This window comes from Rossellomorea sedimentorum (assembly GCF_046237645.1).
Classification (GTDB): domain Bacteria; phylum Bacillota; class Bacilli; order Bacillales; family Bacillaceae_B; genus Rossellomorea; species Rossellomorea sedimentorum.
In genome coordinates, this window is the sequence record NZ_CP143546.1 from 2344425 (window position 1) to 2358306 (window position 13882).

14 protein-coding genes and 1 pseudogene are annotated in these 13882 nt (G+C 42.0%); 4 read left to right on the forward strand and 11 right to left on the reverse strand.

All coding sequences use genetic code 11. The annotated features are described in order from the left end of the window. The gene (locus V1502_RS11575; protein WP_409250805.1) at positions 1-126 is read right to left on the reverse strand and encodes a hypothetical protein; all 126 of its coding nucleotides are present in this window, start codon (positions 124-126) and stop codon (positions 1-3) included. 413 nt (positions 127-539) lie between these two features. Between V1502_RS11575 and V1502_RS11580 the strand changes: the two genes are divergently transcribed. Beyond that, positions 540-2210, forward strand: a complete 1671-nt coding sequence (locus V1502_RS11580; RefSeq protein ID WP_409250806.1) for a ribonuclease J — start codon at positions 540-542, stop codon at positions 2208-2210. 372 nt (positions 2211-2582) lie between these two features. On the opposite strand, the pseudogene V1502_RS11585 reads toward V1502_RS11580, so the two are convergent. Beyond that, positions 2583-3073 (reverse strand): annotated as a pseudogene (locus V1502_RS11585) (PaaI family thioesterase). 191 nt (positions 3074-3264) lie between these two features. On the opposite strand from V1502_RS11585, the gene V1502_RS11590 reads away from it, so the two are divergent. Continuing rightward, a complete protein-coding gene (locus V1502_RS11590) occupies positions 3265-3771 on the forward strand; it encodes a GNAT family N-acetyltransferase (protein WP_409250807.1) in 507 nt (168 codons plus the stop codon). Between the two features lie 278 nt (positions 3772-4049). Here V1502_RS11590 and V1502_RS11595 read toward each other — a convergent pair whose 3' ends face one another. Genes V1502_RS11595 through V1502_RS11610 form a run of 4 tightly spaced genes read right to left on the reverse strand, consistent with a single transcriptional unit; the run spans position 4050 to position 8023 of the window. Then, positions 4050-4217, reverse strand: coding sequence for a hypothetical protein (locus tag V1502_RS11595; protein ID WP_409250808.1), 168 nt, complete (start codon positions 4215-4217; stop codon positions 4050-4052). A gap of 1 nt (position 4218) precedes the next feature. Beyond that, the gene (locus V1502_RS11600; RefSeq protein WP_409250809.1) at positions 4219-5460 is read right to left on the reverse strand and encodes a Ger(x)C family spore germination protein; all 1242 of its coding nucleotides are present in this window, start codon (positions 5458-5460) and stop codon (positions 4219-4221) included. Beyond that, positions 5457-6545: an endospore germination permease gene (locus V1502_RS11605; protein WP_409250810.1), complete on the reverse strand. Its 1089-nt coding sequence runs from the start codon at positions 6543-6545 to the stop codon at positions 5457-5459. The genes V1502_RS11600 and V1502_RS11605 overlap by 4 nt, the downstream gene beginning before the upstream one ends. 5 nt (positions 6546-6550) lie before the next feature. Further along, positions 6551-8023 (reverse strand): spore germination protein, encoded by a 1473-nt coding sequence (locus V1502_RS11610; RefSeq protein WP_409250811.1) that lies wholly within the window; start codon positions 8021-8023, stop codon positions 6551-6553. A gap of 343 nt (positions 8024-8366) precedes the next feature. Here V1502_RS11610 and V1502_RS11615 point away from each other — a divergent pair, with 343 nt between their 5' ends. Then, positions 8367-9470, forward strand: coding sequence for a GGDEF domain-containing protein (locus V1502_RS11615; RefSeq protein WP_409250812.1), 1104 nt, complete (start codon positions 8367-8369; stop codon positions 9468-9470). A gap of 366 nt (positions 9471-9836) precedes the next feature. Beyond that, positions 9837-10112, forward strand: a complete 276-nt coding sequence (locus V1502_RS11620; protein ID WP_409250813.1) for a YqhV family protein — start codon at positions 9837-9839, stop codon at positions 10110-10112. A gap of 46 nt (positions 10113-10158) precedes the next feature. Here V1502_RS11620 and V1502_RS11625 read toward each other — a convergent pair whose 3' ends face one another. From V1502_RS11625 to V1502_RS11645, 5 genes are all read right to left on the reverse strand, one after another. Continuing rightward, the gene (locus V1502_RS11625; RefSeq protein ID WP_409254336.1) at positions 10159-10398 is read right to left on the reverse strand and encodes an AbgT family transporter; all 240 of its coding nucleotides are present in this window, start codon (positions 10396-10398) and stop codon (positions 10159-10161) included. Continuing rightward, the gene (locus V1502_RS11630; RefSeq protein ID WP_409250814.1) at positions 10341-11204 is read right to left on the reverse strand and encodes an STAS domain-containing protein; all 864 of its coding nucleotides are present in this window, start codon (positions 11202-11204) and stop codon (positions 10341-10343) included. Before V1502_RS11630 ends, V1502_RS11625 begins: the two co-directional genes overlap by 58 nt. A gap of 150 nt (positions 11205-11354) precedes the next feature. Then, a complete protein-coding gene (locus V1502_RS11635) occupies positions 11355-12179 on the reverse strand; it encodes a MetQ/NlpA family ABC transporter substrate-binding protein (RefSeq protein ID WP_409250815.1) in 825 nt (274 codons plus the stop codon). Positions 12180-12202: 23 nt separating this feature from the next. After that, on the reverse strand, positions 12203-12868 hold the full coding sequence (locus V1502_RS11640) for a methionine ABC transporter permease (RefSeq protein ID WP_409250816.1): 666 nt from the start codon (positions 12866-12868) through the stop codon (positions 12203-12205). After that, on the reverse strand, positions 12858-13871 hold the full coding sequence (locus V1502_RS11645; protein WP_409250817.1) for a methionine ABC transporter ATP-binding protein: 1014 nt from the start codon (positions 13869-13871) through the stop codon (positions 12858-12860). Before V1502_RS11645 ends, V1502_RS11640 begins: the two co-directional genes overlap by 11 nt. Positions 13872-13882: the final 11 nt, after the last annotated feature.

Sequence of the window (13882 nt, forward strand, 5' to 3'; positions counted from 1 at the left end):
TTATTCTTCTTTTTTTATGCTGATATCGGTCAGCTTCTTCATTTCTTGATCATCAATGATGCCCATTGACTTGAAAACGAAGGCGTACGTTACAATCTTTCTTTGTATCCTCTTGGAAGGAAACATAATGGCCACCCCTTCTTAATTGGTTTTACCTAATAATATTCCGCAAGGGTGAAAATGTTTCCTTTATCCAAAATAATTGGACATTTAAGACATTTCTTGCTCGAGTTTCAGCAGCCTCGTCATCTCTTGTTGCTTTACCTGCCTCAATTCCGAACGGCAAAGGGTGCAGTGCATCAGTATATTGCCCTTATGATAAAATGACTCGACGGTAAAGGGTACTCCACAACGTTTACATGGTTGGTGCATGGTGTGATTCATGAAATCCCCCCCAATAAATGGATACTTGTATTATTTGATATATAGTCAAAAATATTCTCCAGCTCTTTCACGAGAAGTTTTCTGCTAAAAAAGGGAAATAGAACCAAGCTAGTCGGGGAATGATAAGAGGAATATAGATACAGGAGGAAACAGTTATGAGTGAAACTTCCAGCCAACTATCGATATTTGCCCTCGGCGGCTGTAATGAAATCGGTAAGAATATGTATGTCCTTCAGTATGGTGATGATATTGTCATCATTGACTGCGGAGGCAAGTTTCCAGATGAAACCCTGATGGGCATCGACTTGATCATACCGGATATCAGCTATCTTGAGGAAAATGCGGACAAAGTAAAAGCCCTTCTAGTGACGCACGGACACGAAGATCATATCGGCGGCGTTCCCTATCTGTTAAAAAAACTTAACATACCCGTGTACGCCACTAATTTCACCCTCGGTCTTATCGAACTGAAATTGGAAGAGCATAAACTTAGAAGAGAAACGACCCTTGTGCCGATTGATGCCCAATCCACCGTAGAATTCGGGCAGATCAAGACTTCCTTCTTCAATGTCACCCATAGCATCCCGGACTGCCTTGGAATCGTATTTGATACACCGGAAGGAACGGTCGTACATACAGGAGATTTCAAATTTGACTGGACACCTCTCAATAACCAGAAGGCGGATATCCACAAAATGGCCGAAATCGGAAAAAAAGGAATTCTGGCTTTGCTTTCTGAAAGCACAAATGCTGAGCGCGCCGGCCTTTCGCCTTCAGAAAAAATCGTCAGCAGCCATATGGATGAAGCTTTTATGAAAGCTGAAGGTAAGATCTTCGTCTCTACTTTCGCCTCGAATGTCAACCGGGTGCAGCAGGTGGTGCATGCGGCCATGAAAACCAACAGAAAGCTGGCACTTCTGGGAAGAAGTATGATCAACGTAGTGAACGTCGCCATAGAAAGAGGCTACTTGACTGTCCCAGAAGGAATGATCATCGACCACAGGGATATCGACACGTTACATTCAGAAAAAGTCGCCATTCTCTGTACAGGAAGCCAAGGCGAACAAATGGCTGCCCTCGGGAGGCTGTCTTCCGGGCAGTTCCGCGATGTAACCATCGACCCAGGTGATACCGTCATCCTGGCTGCATCCCCTATCCCGGGCAATGAAAAAGGGGTTTCGAGGATTATTGATAATCTGTTCAATTTGGGAGCTCATGTCATCTATGGAACAGGAAGCTCAACCGGTATGCATGTTTCAGGACATGGCTATCAGGAAGACTTGAAATTGATGCTGACCCTCATGAACCCGACATATTTCATCCCGATCCACGGTGAAACCCGTATGCTGCATCATCACCGGATGCTCGCAGAGTCTGTCGGGGTCGAACCTGGTAATACCTTTATCATCAAAAATGGAGAAGTGGTTGATATTGAAGGAGGCATTGCCCGGCAGACACGGACGTTTCCGGCCGGGGACACGTATGTCGACGGAGTCAGCGTAGGTGACGTTGGAAATGTAGTGCTCCGCGACCGCCGCCAACTATCGGAAGACGGAATCCTGGTCATTGTCCTAACACTAAGCAAACACGACCAACGTCTCCTTTCAGGACCTGACACCATTACCCGCGGATTTGTATACGTCAAAGACTCTGAAGGTCTTATACGTAAAGTGAACAACCTTGTCAAAGATGCACTAGATGAGCTTCCTCCCGGCCATTTGCAGTGGAAGGTCATCAAACAGAGCATCATGAAGTCGGTCGGCCAGTATTTGTTCAAGCAGACAAAACGGAAACCGATGATTATTCCGATCATTATTGAGGTGTAAATAATTTTTTTGGGATATACCGTTTGAAAGGAAGAAAACCGAACCTGGGAATTCGGTTTTCTTTTTATTTTAGGTTTTAAAAGCTTTTCACTCTGCGGCCTTTTTTTCCTTATGCTAGTAAGGCCACTTTAAACTGAGAACCTTTTGTCTTTTATAAGCCTCTAATTTTTATAAAATTTTTTTATCATCCTTTACACACTCTCTAAAGGACTTTACTTTCCTACTCTCAATTTTATCGTCCTCTAAACGTCTCTTAAAGGACTTTACTTTCCAAAATTCTTTTTTATCGTACGCTGACCACTTTCTGATAGACAATAATGGTAGTCAACTAGTGTTATGGGTCTCTGAATTGAACTTATAAACATTAACCGATTATCTTTTAAACGGTTCCGGCATGACCACCGCAACAACCTCTCCCCGCTCACATAGATTACCATCTGCGAAGACTTCGGTCTCCACTTTCCATTTCTTTGGATGAATTTCTTGCACACGTCCATATGCTCTATGCACTGTTGCTGTAGGTGTGGGCTTCAGGAATTCAACATTCAAGGAAGCTGTCACAAATCTGGGTGGCTCTGCGCCCTCACCTGGCTCATGTCCATTTTTTCTATGCAAGCCCAGAGCAGCGGAGCGGAGCCTGTTCCATGACAGTCTATAAGCGAAGCAATCACGCCGTCGTATACAAACCCCAGCATCGCCATATGCCTTTCCTTAGGTTCATAGATCGTTATGGTTTTTTCCCCGTCCCAGCCTGTTCGGAAATGATGACCCTTTTCATTCAGCCGGCCTCACCCATGACACCAGGCAGAGTCAGACGGATATTCATCCTGAATGGCTGCCTCCACTTTTTCCACACTTACCATCCTTCCTTTAGGATTTTTTCATACTCACAAATACTTCTTTAGCATCCTACGTAATCCTGCATTTTGCTCTAACTAAATCAAGGTGCTAAACTTGATTTACTATACATAACGTGGATTAAAAGGTGTAAACACTTCCCCTCGCCACGGTTTTAGTAAACTGAAAGAACTAGCTTAGGAGGAACAATATATCTATGAATATATCCATTCGGGCAGCCAAAAAAGAGGAGCTGCCAGTGATCCGCGCGCAGAGAGTCCAGGCATATGAAGGCCATATTCCATCGATTCCAACGGAGCACTGGGAAGCACTGAAGCAAGCCATCTCATCAGAAGCCGATCAGCAGCCAGGGGTAGACCTGCTTGTAGCAGAAATTGGAGGAACGATCGTCGGAAGCGCGGCCCTGTTTCCTGCAAGAACTGATGCGTACGACGGCATTGTAAAAGAATTGGATTACCCGGAGATTCGCATGCTTGCCGTGGCAGCGGAATACCGCGGTAAAGGCGTTGCCTCTGCTCTCCTTAAGGAATGCGTAACACGAGCCAAGTCACAAGGCTTTGAGTTTATAGGACTTCATACAGGCGACTTTATGAATGATGCCATCTCCTTATATGAAAAATTCGGCTTCAAACGCATCCCACAGTATGACTTTGAACCTGAAAATGACGGAATCATCGTCAAAGCATTCCGGCTTGCGACTTAAAAAGCACCTCCCATCTTATTCGGGGAGATGCTTTTTGGCGGCAGCAGAATTGTATACCTTATATGTACTGCTGGTTTCATTTTACCAATAGGCTCTTTTCAAATACTTTGTTGCTATTTAATGTGAAGTTCAGAGATATAGCCATAATTTTCAGAAGTCACCCTGGTAAACAAGAAAGAAAAGAGAATCACCCTGTTCAGTTAGATAAGACCTTGTACCCGAGGGAAAAATCCGGCCCTTTGGATTTTTCCGATAGCAATAATCTCTACGAATACAGCCTACCAATAAGAATCTAAAACACTATAGATATAAGGTGTAGCCATAACCAGTAAGGCAATACACCCGACAGCAACACCACCGACCTTACTTTCATTCTGAAAAATCTTTTTCGCTTGAAAGAATGTGTACAGACCAATCAATATGGCCGCAGCTATTATATAGAACAATCTAATCCCTCACTTCACCCAAGTTTGAATTCTTGGATAGTTTTCCGAATGTAATCTCCTTAAGTTCATAACGGACTTCGATTTGCGCATTAGGAAAAATTTTATGGTTCCAGTCCCCCTCTTCATAATCCTTGATAGTAGGAAAAAACCTCCTAATGTATAAAGACCAGTAAAAGGGATCTGTTCCGTAATTTTCTTGCGCTTTCTTGACGAGTTCGTTCGCCTTCTCGTTTAAGGTTTCCTCTACTTTCTTCCTTAATTTCTCTCTTTTATCCCTATCATTCGAGTAATCAATCAGACTGGGTACGGATAACACTTCTATTTCAAACGGTACTGTCACCTTTAACACAGTGGGTTTCTCTTTATGATATTGAATATCTACATCATTCTTTTCCTTTTTTATGAATCGGGCGGCAATTTTAAACCCTTCTGCCAATGGATCTTCATAAGTGGCAAGGACGTCTTTCAAATGTGTACTTGGGTCAAGAATCAGGGCAATTCTTGTTTCCTGGCCATTCAAAATATCAATCATTTTTCCTTCTTTAAACACAGCAGAACCCATAAATTGAGTTTTATTGCCTCCAACCTGCGGAATTTCCCCCGCTTCATATTCGTCTTCTGATGCATGTGAACTTCCTACTGTCTCTGTTGTCGCGTAGCTTGCTAAAAATACACCAGCATCCCCCTCGGTAATTTGAAAAAAGCGATGAACATCCCCTTCTGGTATGATTCCTGTCTCCCTTGCCCTGTTTAACATGAATTGATAATATTTGTGAGGCCTGGTTTCCAGGGTTGGTTTATTATTTTCTATAAACTCGCTGGCTCTTTCTTTCGTTACTACCAGAGCAATTCCTCTGCGCAATTCTGATGACCTCACGATTTCTTGCATGACTCTTATAAAATCTTCCGATCGTGCCATCTCCTCTGAAATAATCAAAGCACGAGTATGGTCGACGGAAATTTCCCTTGTAATAAATGAATTGGCCGTATTTCTGGCCGTAAGAAAGTCATTGGCCAACAAGGTTACATTCTCCTGAGGTTCTTCTTGAACATCTCCTCCCGCTACAGAGCTTCCAACTTCAGGGTTCGCAATTTGAAACGTAATAAAGTACTGATTTTTCTTTTTGGCTTTATCAATCCCTATGGCCACGACATATGCCTTTTCTTCTAACTCCTTCTTGTCATAACAGCCGCTCAACAGAGACAGTATGCAAATGATAATTATAAGAATCATTTTCTTCATGATTGAAATACTCCTTTTATCTTGGCGGTGATCCATACAAGAAACGGAAAGGCGAGGACAACAGGCGTTATCATCGTTAATAAGTAATTTCGCAAAAACAGGACATTGGTTATGGCATCTTCCGGTATACTTCCGAAAATCACAACCATGAATGCCAATGGCAGCATAAGAGGCCTAAACTCCTTTATGGAAAAAACCTCACCGAATATCCAAGCTGCAAAATAAAGATAGATGGTAAACCTGACGAAGGAAGCCACCAGCCAGAAGGCCATGAAAAACGTTTCCATATTGGTAAAAAAGCCGCCTATGGAGATATATTGAGTAACCTCATGAAAGATATAAGCATTTTTATCAATAGATTTGTAGTCAAAAAATGTACAATATAAGAAAAAGAAAGCGGTCAGCTCCAGCAAGGCGAATATCCCGCCGCCTAAGATCCCTTTGTGATAATTCTCCTTGTCTTTAATAGAGGGATAGGCCATGGACAAAATAATGAGCTCTGTGAATAAAGAGGCCCTCTTGACCCCTTCCCAAACAAGGGTTTTCAGCCCTTCACCAAATAGTGGAAATACCCTCAAGAATATTACTTCTTTTACCATAAGGACTCCAAGGAGCAGCATCGCAATTTTTAAATATGGCAACATCAGATAGGTCACAGAGCCCAGCACTTGGAATCCTTTCCAGGCAGCCAGCACACAAATGAACATAAAGATGGCATAGAGAATCATGGAAGGGGACTCCCTGAAGTAAATGGTCTCCAGAACATCTATTGTGTTTCGGCTGTCGATAGTTAACGCTGCAAAGGAAATGGCAAAAAAGATAAAACCGACAAAACCGCCAATATATTTCCCGAATGTCTTGTTTATGACACCAATTAAGTTTTGATCTTTGTGCTTCTTTAGAAGATGAAGCATCATTAAAACGGTTGGCAAGATTGTCACAAACGAAATGACAGGGACCATCCAGAAGGCATTCTTGGTGTCTTGCGCCAATAATACGGCCGTCATATCGGAAATCTTAATTGCAATAAGCAGCAAAACAATGGCTGTGAGTTCTCTTGTCTTAAGTTTATTGACAGTATTCAATAGTCCTACACCTTTTTCTTTTTTCGAAGGTCCCGCAGCCTGAGGTATCCCGGCCTGAATTCTTCTTTTATCAGTGCCCGTCTTAGAAAAGTATCATTGGAGGATACTGTGTTAGGTGAGACAGGCGACAGAAAAGACACGCCAAAGGAAGTGAGCGAAACGAGGTACACCACCCACAATATAAAGGCACCGGTCAATGAATAAATTCCATAAAGGGAAGCTGCGGTTATAAAAATAAACCGTGATAGCCGAACTGTATAGTTAAAGCTCACATCTGAAACGGTGAACGACGACAACCCTGAAAGTGACACAACGATAATGATGATGGGGCTGATCACATTCGCCTGTACGGCTGCCTGTCCGATAATGATGGCCCCAACGATTCCAATGGTCGGACCCAAAGGGCTTGGTATACGTAATCCTGCCTCACGTATCAGCTCAAAAGCAAATTCCATAATCACGACTTCTACAACCGCAGGAAAGGGTACTTTTTCTCTGGCACTCGATATCGCCAATAATAAGTCCATCGGAATCATTTCACTGTGAAAGTTCGTAATGGCAATATAGATAGCAGAAGTAAATAAGGTAATAAAAATGGCGACCATTCTGATGATTCTTGAGAAGTTCCCAAAAATAAGGCGGAGATACCGATCCTCTGTTGTATGAAAGAACGACCAGAACGTAACCGGCAATATTAAACAGGCAGATGAATTATCCATCAATAAAATGATATATCCATCCCTTAAAAAGGCGGCTGCTTTATCCGGTCTTTCTGTATAAAGAAGTGAAGGAACCATTGAATAAGGCCTTTCTTCAATATACTGTTCCAGCAGTTCTAAATTTTGAACAGAATCCACCTCTATTTTCTCTAGCCTTTCCCGGACGTTTTCAATAATCTCCTCATTGGCAATGTTCTTAATGTACATAACATTAACCACTAACTTTGAACGCTCTCCTACCTTAATGCTCTCGGCAATCAGGTCTTTATCTTGAATTCGCTTCCGCAACAAAGAAAGATTAAAAGGCATGGATTCGGTGAATGCATCCTTCGGCCCTTTCACCACATTTTCATTTTCTGCTTTTTCAATACTCCGATGCTCAAATTTTGTAACATCTATGGAGTAACACCCTTTTACTCCATCAATATACAAAATCGCCTTGCCCTCACTGATACGGGAAGCTGCCTCATCAAAAGTGTGTACTTCCTCAATCGAATCCAAAGTAACGGTGTTTAAGACATCACTATCACCTTTCTCTATTAATGGACGTATGATGCCCTGTTGAATCTTGGTGGTATCCACTGCAGAAGAATAATAAAATAAAAGGGCTTTTTGTCCCGTTTGATGAAGAACGAATTCTTTGCTTTTAAAATCAGAATTCAGCACGGAAGTGAACATGTCATTCATTATCGCCTTGTTGGATTCAATCTCACTTGAAATGATATTTTTATCAGAGTTCACTTCTTTTTTGGTTCTCATACTTTATCCCTTCTCTTTTCAAATACTTTGCTGCTAATAAATATAAAGTTAAAGAAATATGCCCAGATTTCAGAACTTATCTTGCTCAGTAAGAAAGAAAGAGCTATTCATCCTGTTCAGATAGACAAGCCCTTGCCCCCAATAGAAAAATCCGGCCCTTTGGATTTTTTCGAAAGCAACAATCTATGCGAAAACAGTTTTCAATAAGTGTTACTTCTAATGTTTATCTGCAGACCCAAAATTATGTATTTATTATGGACAATTACCAACTTGGCAGGACAGTCCTAAATAAAAAGATTCATTTATTTGTTGTTGTGTGTTAATTTAATGAAGGTGATTATAAATGATAATAAAACAACTTTTTTCAAACTTGGCCATCCTATCTTCTCTGCTATTTGTGTATACTCAAATAACCAACACAGCCCCATTTAAGAGGCTGTCATCACTATCCGGAAAAATCTTCATGGGAATTTCAGGTGGATTATTCAGTAATATTCTGATGCAATACAGTATCCATATTGGAAACACCATTATTGACCTGCGGCATGTTCCGGTCATCCTGGTCGCCTACTATGGAGGACCCATACCTGCTTTGATTTCAATGACCATGGTGATTATCGGACGGTTTCTCATCGGCGTCAATTCTTCCTCCTACTTGGCGGTGATTTTGATCACGCTGATTACAGCCGCAGCAATTTATATTTCTAAACGAAATACATCAAAAAAGACGAAAATCATTACTACCCTGACTTTTTCAAATATAGTTTTTTCTGTGTTGGTGACTATACTGTTAAAAGATTGGGGCACACTTTCATTCTTGATACCGACCTACTGGGTCATCTCCTATCTTGCAGGCTTTATCTCCTTTTATATTGTGGAGTATCTTCGCCGGAGCCAAGCGTTATTTGACCGGTACAAGTCTGAGTCCGCAACGGATGGGCTTACAGGTCTCAATAACGTAAGAAAATTTGATGAAATCTTCAATGAGCTTCAAATGACGACCGCCATGAAAAATGAGAAGCTATCTCTGTTATATCTGGATATTGATTTTTTCAAAAAGGTCAATGATACATACGGTCATAAAAATGGAGATGTGGTCTTGATTGAGTTGGGAGAGATCTTCCGTCAATCTGTGCGGTCATTCGATATCGTCAGCCGAAACGGCGGGGAAGAATTCACGATTATCCTACTGGACTGCCCTTTGGAGAGAGCGAAAGAAATCAGTGAAAAGATTAGAAAAACTGTAGAAAGCCATGACTTTGTGTTAACAGATGGCAAAGTCATACACATTACCATCTCGATCGGTATCGCCTGCTTCAATGAAACGACTGATGATATCAATTCATTAATTGAAGAGGCGGACAATGCTTTATATAAAGCTAAGAAGTCTGGAAGAAACAGAGTGTGTGTGTCTGATTCAGGTCTAGCAGTGCAAACACTCTCTTAAACCCAATATTTCGCGTGCGCTGTAAGGTCCAAACTTGGTTTGGGCCTTTTTTCAGTTTGATAATATTATTTATCGGCGATTTTTTGGATTTATCAGCGATTCTGGAATTTTAACAGCGATTTTTAAAATTTATCGACGATTCTTGAATGTTATCAGCGATTATTGAGATTTATCGACCAAGCAACAACCTTCGACACAAAGGCCCCTTCAACTTCCACTCACCTGACCAGGCAGCAAGACGCCTATGGCTAATTTTCCATTTCACTACTAATTTGCATAGCGAAAGCATAAATTGTACAAGCGATTGCCTTTGAAAAACGCCAACTTATAATACATACCGAGATTAGAGAAAGAAGGAGACTTAGGATGTTTGTTTTTATAGAAAAAGCCCTTTTGGCCATGGCCGCCTTGAGGATTCTATCTGGAAGTATTGAAATCGGCGCTGCGTTGCTTATGCTGAAGTTCAACGACCTGGAAAAGGCGTTTACCATCAACACCATGCTTGCCTTTGTAGGGCCGACGATCTTCTTCTCGACTACGGCCATCGGGCTGATGGGTTTGTCAGGAAAAATTTCGCTGATGAAAGCCGTTTGTTTAATAGCAGGTGTCCTTCTGATCGGGCTAAGTTTAAAAATGAAATAAAAAACCGCCAGCATGCACTTTGCATGAATACTGGCGGTTAAAGGTGTTATAAATACATATGCACACCAGGGCCGAATGGAATCCCCAGAAGAGCAAACGCAATCAATAGAATGAGCCAAATAAGGTATAAGATGATACTGTATGGGAGTATACCAACATATACCTTTCCATTATTGACTCTCTTTTTAGCAACAAAATAAAAACCCGGAGCATCCTCCGGGTACGTGATTATGTATTCTTTTGCAGGCTGAATCCTATGTAACTTAATGCGTTGGCCAGGTTTGATTCGATTTTTATATTACTCAATTCGACGTGTATCCTTATAGCCTGCATTGCAATTTCCGGACGAATTCCGGTTAAGATTGGTTCAACGCCAACCAGTTTCATTAGATTAACGATTCGCAACAAGGAAACGACCACTTCATCATCAATATGGGTGATACCCGATAAATCGATGACTAAGTATTCCAGCTGCATGTCCTGGCTTTTTGCCAGCGTCAACTCGATAATCGTTTCTGCTCTTTCATTATTGATAATACCGACAATCGGTAGGACTGCAACACCCGTAGTAATTGGAACCAATGGTGCTGATAAGGTCTCAATCTGCTTGTTGGCACTATCAAGTTCCAGAACATAGGAGAGGAGTGAGCTCATTGTTTCAAAAACTTCTTTAAGTTCCTCTGTAATCTTGAACGGCTTGGTATCCAGCCCGCAAATGGTCCCATAGTTTCTGCCATCTTCGTAATAAATCGGGATACCGACAAAGCTGCCGCTACCTAAATTATGGGTTACATTCATGGATTTTGTTAATTCATCATTTGTGATATCAGGAATTATAAGAACTTTTTTGCCGAAATCAACACTTAGCTTACAAAACGTCTCTTCAAAAGGAAGGGAATCTCCTTTTTTTAATAATTCTTGATTTTTATTGATTACTTTTACAATTTCATTCGTGCATTGATCGTTTTTTGCAATAAACAGAGTGTTGATATCCAACATTTTGCTGATCATTCGGAGGATACTGTCAGCTGCTTCATCAAAATTCCGGTATCGATGACTGTGAATGATGTTGACGTCTGTTGAATTATCCATAAAGCATATTCCTTCCTTCATTAAATCGTGGATCAATTTATTATACCCAAATTTAATGGATGATAAACAATTTTTCGCAATTTTTTTGGGCGAATGGTCCTGAAAATGCAAAAAAACCGGGAAGCATCCACTCCTCGGTTAATTTCCTTTCTATTCGACCATCCACTCTGGCTTGCCGAATCCTTTGAACTCTTCATCAATAATTGCTTCGAATTCATCAGACTCTACGACTTCTTTAATATCATTTGCCAATTGTGATTCAATGTCTTTCGTATTCATAACGACACGGTTACGGTATTGATCTGGCATGTTCTCCAATTGAAGGGCGTCCAGAAGGTCCATTTTAGCCGCCAGTGCAAAGTTCCCTGGTACAGCGGATAGATCCGTACTTTCCACTGCTCTTGGAAGCTGCGCTGCTTCAATAGGCTGGAACTTTAGATTTTTCACATTTTCCTGAACATCTTTTTCCGAAACTGTTAAAGGATCAGAATCAGAATTCAATGTGATCAGTTTGGCATCCTGAAGAATTTGGAAGGCACGGGCAGCATTCGTCGGGTCATTAGGAATGGCGATCGTGCTTCCGTCTTCAATCGCATCAAGTGAATCGTACTTGTTTGAATAAATACCCATAGGCGCAGTCGGGACGGAAATGACTTCTGATAATTCAAGGCCGTTTTGCTCCGCGAATGTTTCCATATAAATTTTGTGCTGAAACAGGTTAGCATCGAGGTCGCCTTGAGCCAGTGCGTTGTTAGGCTGGATATAGTCACTGAACTCCCTGACTTCCACTGTGTATCCTTTTTCTTCGAGACCAGGCTTCAGCGCTTTTGTGACCATATCACTGTACGGTCCTGCAGTTGCTCCGATTGTAATTTCTTTGCTTTCGCTTTCCGAACTCCCTGCTTCTTCTCCTCCGCAAGCAGCCAATAAACCGACCGATGCTGTCAATGCTAAAGATAACAACCATTTTTTCATCTTGTTTTCCCCCTGTAATATAATTATCTTTTATCTATTACTCTTGCAAAAATATCTCCGGCAAACTGGATGATTTGGACAAGGCAAATTAAAATAACGACTGTGGTCACCATGATGACATTGTCATAACGGTAATAACCGAAGCGGATTGCCAGGTCACCTACTCCTCCACCCCCGACAATTCCTGCCATGGCCGAAAAAGCGACAAGGCTGATGGTCGTAATGGTCACAGCCTGGATTATAGCCGGACGTGCTTCCGGAAGAAGGACATCCTTGATGATCATCCAAGGGCTTGCACCAACGGAAACAGACGCTTCAATCACCCCTTTGTCGATTTCTCTCAGAGATGTCTCTACCATCCTCGCAAAAAACGGAATCCCGGCGACAGACAGTGATACCGAAGCAGCGGTCGGACCAATCGTTGTTCCTGTCAAAAGTTTCGTCAGTGGAAGCAGCGCCACCAGTAAAATAATGAATGGAACAGAACGGATCATATTGACGAGAAATCCAACGATTTTTTTTATGAAACTGTTTTGCATGAACAACCCTTTATCCGTCACGAACAGCAGGATGCCCAGCGGAAGGCCGATCAAGATTGATACCGAGAGAGCGATGCCCACCATGTAAATTGTTTCAAAAAACGCTTTGTTCAATTCCGGCAGAATGGCTGTCAAGGAATCAGGCAGCATGCTGGAGCACCTCCAAACTTTGCGTTTTTATTCTGATATAATGAATGGCCGCTTCTACCTCTGAGGCTTCACCAATCAATTCCATAATGAAGATGCCAAGTGGTACATCCTGAATGTATTCAATTTTCCCATGCAGGATATTGCCTCTGACTTTATACTTCTGGAAGACATCGGAAACGACACTTTCTTCAGCGATCGACCCTTTGAACTGAATCTTGATCAACTTGCCTTGCCTTGAGAGGAGGAGACGTTGCGGCAGATCGAATTGCAGAATATTTTCGATGAACTCCTTCGTCAAAGGCGCTTGCGGATTGGCAAACAAATCATACACCGGACCCTCTTCAATGATCTTTCCATCCTGCATCACGGCCATTCTGTCGCAAATTTCTTTTACCACTTCCATTTCGTGTGTGATGAGGACAATTGTCAGCCCCAGTTCTTCATTGATATCTTTCAATAGTTTCAAGATCGACTTGGTTGTACTTGGATCCAGTGCTGAAGTCGCTTCATCACATAACAGGACGGAAGGATTATTTGCGAGGGCCCGCGCAATTCCGACTCGCTGCTTCTGTCCCCCGCTCAGCTGTGCAGGATAGGCATCCGCTTTGTCACTCAATCCTACTTTTTCCAGCAGCTCTGTTACCCTTTTCTTTATTTCATCTTTGGGTACCTGTGCCGCTTTCAGTGCAAAGGCAAGATTCTCGGAGACCGTCTTAGCTTTAATCAAATGAAAGTGCTGAAATATCATACTGATCTTCTGTCTTGCCTTTCTTAATTCTTTCGGCGATAGCTTCGTCAAATCCTGACCGTCAATAATGATTTCACCAGAAGTCGGTTTTTCCAAAAGGTTCAAACAGCGTATCAATGAACTCTTCCCCGCTCCGCTGTAACCCACGATCCCGAATATCTCACCTCTATTGATTGTGACAGAAACATGATCGACACCCATGACGGTCTGCTTCTTGGTTTTATATTCTTTTACCAGATTTCTTATCTCAATCAAGATGACCCCTC

Bases quoted from the DNA above. Each gene is read 5' to 3' on its own strand.
- V1502_RS11575 (WP_409250805.1), bottom strand. From the start codon at position 126: ATGTTTCCTTCCAAGAGGATACAAAGAAAGATTGTAACGTACGCCTTC.
- V1502_RS11580 (WP_409250806.1), top strand. From the start codon at position 540: ATGAGTGAAACTTCCAGCCAACTATCGATATTTGCCCTCGGCGGCTGT.
- V1502_RS11590 (WP_409250807.1), top strand. From the start codon at position 3,265: ATGAATATATCCATTCGGGCAGCCAAAAAAGAGGAGCTGCCAGTGATC.
- V1502_RS11600 (WP_409250809.1), bottom strand. From the start codon at position 5,460: ATGAAGAAAATGATTCTTATAATTATCATTTGCATACTGTCTCTGTTG.
- V1502_RS11610 (WP_409250811.1), bottom strand. From the start codon at position 8,023: ATGAGAACCAAAAAAGAAGTGAACTCTGATAAAAATATCATTTCAAGT.
- V1502_RS11615 (WP_409250812.1), top strand. From the start codon at position 8,367: ATGATAATAAAACAACTTTTTTCAAACTTGGCCATCCTATCTTCTCTG.
- V1502_RS11620 (WP_409250813.1), top strand. From the start codon at position 9,837: ATGTTTGTTTTTATAGAAAAAGCCCTTTTGGCCATGGCCGCCTTGAGG.
- V1502_RS11630 (WP_409250814.1), bottom strand. From the start codon at position 11,204: ATGGATAATTCAACAGACGTCAACATCATTCACAGTCATCGATACCGG.
- V1502_RS11635 (WP_409250815.1), bottom strand. From the start codon at position 12,179: ATGAAAAAATGGTTGTTATCTTTAGCATTGACAGCATCGGTCGGTTTA.
- V1502_RS11640 (WP_409250816.1), bottom strand. From the start codon at position 12,868: ATGCTGCCTGATTCCTTGACAGCCATTCTGCCGGAATTGAACAAAGCG.